Below are 1312 nucleotides of genomic sequence, written 5' to 3' on the forward strand. Positions count from 1 at the left end.
GAACTGGGCGAGCTGATCGACGCCATGCTCAGCCACGCTCCCGAAGACCGGCCGACGATCTACGAGGTGGGCAAAGCCCTGAGCTGACCCGAAGCCCGTGAACCGCGCCTTGCTCGTGCGGTGGCGGGCGACAACAACAGACCGGACCACCCCTCAGCCTGGACAGCATTCCGGGTGGTCCGGTCGTGGAAGCCCTGATCAGGACCCCGGTGCCGATGGTACCGGGGTGGTCGCCATGCCCGAATGCTGGTGCGGCCACAACCTCGGCTTCCTGTTGTCGAGTTGGAGAGGGTTACTGGTGAAGTCCCGTCGAGGAACGCAGTTCTGGCCTCAGCCACCGAAAGTCAGCCACGGCGGCGGGTGCGCCGCACGAGCACCCGTCACGTGTGCCTCCAGCAACCCCGTTCGGGCCTCAGCCACGCTGCCCGAATACGTCCCGGGCCGCGCCCCCTCCGGCCTGGGCGTTGTGTACGTCGGGACGGTGCTCAGGTCGGCTTCGGATCTCTCGGAGCGAAACGGCGGCCGATGGCACGGTGCGGTCGTCACCGGCGCGCTTCGGTCTGGTCCTGGCGCTCGGACTGGTCGGGTTGCTTCCTGCTCTGGCTGCCCACCCTGGCGGTGTTGCGCGCTGAGTGGGCGGGGGCCGCCGCAGCGGTGGCGGAGGCATGGAGCGGCGGCGGCCCGTGGCCGCCAGCGCGCGCGGCACGCCGTAGGCGGGCCGCCTTGATCCAGTAAAGAAACTCTGAACAGCTCCGCAGGGCAGGGGAGCGGCCGAGCAGCATGCGAGGAACACATGGACACCGTGGACCAATCCCGGACCTGCGAGAGAGGCCGTCGGACAGCCGATCAACCATGCCTCGGCGCTTCAAGCAATCGCGATACGCAACGACGGCACAGCAGCAAGCGGGAGCAATGACCGAGCACATACCGGACAACGAAATGGGGTCGACCAGCATTCACGTCGGGGACACGGAAAAGGTGGCCGCGCTGGTCAAAGAGATGCGCGCCATGGTCGGCCGCCTCAGGAGGGAGACGATGGAGTTGCGAGAGGAAGTGGCCCAGCTCAGGACTGAGGCTTCGACTGCTGAGCTGCCTTCAACTCCTCGACTTCACGGCGCAGTTCCTGATGATCAGCGCTGAGTGCGCGGATTTCGTCGCGTAGTGCTGTGAGCGTTTCAGCGAGGGTGGCCCCGGCGGCATCGGCGTCGTCGGGTCCTCCCTTTCCTGTTGTCGAGTTGGAGAGGGTTACTGGTGAAGTCCCGTCGAGGAACGCAGTTCTGGCCTCAGCCACCGAAAGTCAGCCACGGCGGCG

General features: G+C 66.7%; 1 protein-coding gene and 1 pseudogene. Both read left to right on the top strand.

From position 1 onward, the window contains the following. Positions 1-87 (top strand): annotated as a pseudogene (locus PV734_RS45680) (protein kinase family protein); the annotation flags it as partial. A gap of 825 nt (positions 88-912) precedes the next feature. Further along, positions 913-1140, top strand: coding sequence for a hypothetical protein (locus tag PV734_RS45685; RefSeq protein ID WP_319138511.1), 228 nt, complete (start codon positions 913-915; stop codon positions 1138-1140). Positions 1141-1312 lie beyond the last annotated feature (172 nt).

Source organism: Streptomyces sp. AK08-02 (assembly GCF_033795085.1).
GTDB lineage: Bacteria > Actinomycetota > Actinomycetes > Streptomycetales > Streptomycetaceae > Streptomyces > Streptomyces echiniscabiei.

What these genes read in the sequence shown, in the direction of transcription:
- PV734_RS45685 (WP_319138511.1), top strand. Translation starts at nt 913, where the DNA reads ATGACCGAGCACATACCGGACAACGAAATGGGGTCGACCAGCATTCAC.